Genomic DNA, 616 nt, shown 5'->3' on the forward strand with positions numbered 1-616 from the left:
AATTTGTTTTAATTAATAAATTTTCTTTGACTAATTTATTTAAATCACTGCTAACGTTTGCTCTATCTAAACCAAGCTTTTGAGCAATCTCGATAGCGGTAAAACCTTGCTCCTTACTTTGAAGAAAAACTTCATAAATCTGGTTTTTTCTGTTCATAATGGCCCACCCATCATAAAGAGTTGTATACTTTTACTATACAGGAAAAAGTAAACGTTTTCACTATATTTAAATTAGTATAACAATTCGTCAAGTACTATGAAAAAGTTAAATATCGAGTAAAATAGTAATAAGGGAGTGAAGTAGTATGGAAATGAATTTAATGCAAAAACAATCATTGAAACTTGCAATGACTCAGGAACTACGACAAGCCATTACAATGCTTCAATTTAATGCCCAGGAACTTACTGATTTTTTATTTGAGCAATCTTTAGAAAATCCTTTAATTGAAGTCGAAACTCCTTATAACGATTACACTTCTTCAAAAATCAAACAACAAACTACTTCCAGCGGACAAGGAATGGAGTTATATACTCGAAGAACAGAAACATTACAAGAAGAACTTGTTAGTCAGTTAAATGAGTTGAAAATTGATAATGAGGAATATAAAATTATTAA

General features: G+C 29.5%; 1 protein-coding gene and 1 pseudogene. One reads left to right on the top strand and one right to left on the bottom strand.

Annotation, left to right across the window (positions count from 1 at the left end; genetic code table 11):
• Positions 1-157 (bottom strand): HTH domain-containing protein (locus CN514_RS24675; protein WP_141529529.1); only part of this gene is annotated, 157 nt, incomplete at its 3' end.
• A gap of 148 nt (positions 158-305) precedes the next feature.
• On the opposite strand from CN514_RS24675, the pseudogene CN514_RS24680 reads away from it, so the two are divergent.
• Positions 306-616 (top strand): annotated as a pseudogene (locus CN514_RS24680) (RNA polymerase factor sigma-54); the annotation flags it as partial.

It is taken from the genome of Bacillus sp. AFS001701 (assembly GCF_002559405.1).
Classification (GTDB): domain Bacteria; phylum Bacillota; class Bacilli; order Bacillales; family Bacillaceae_G; genus Gottfriedia.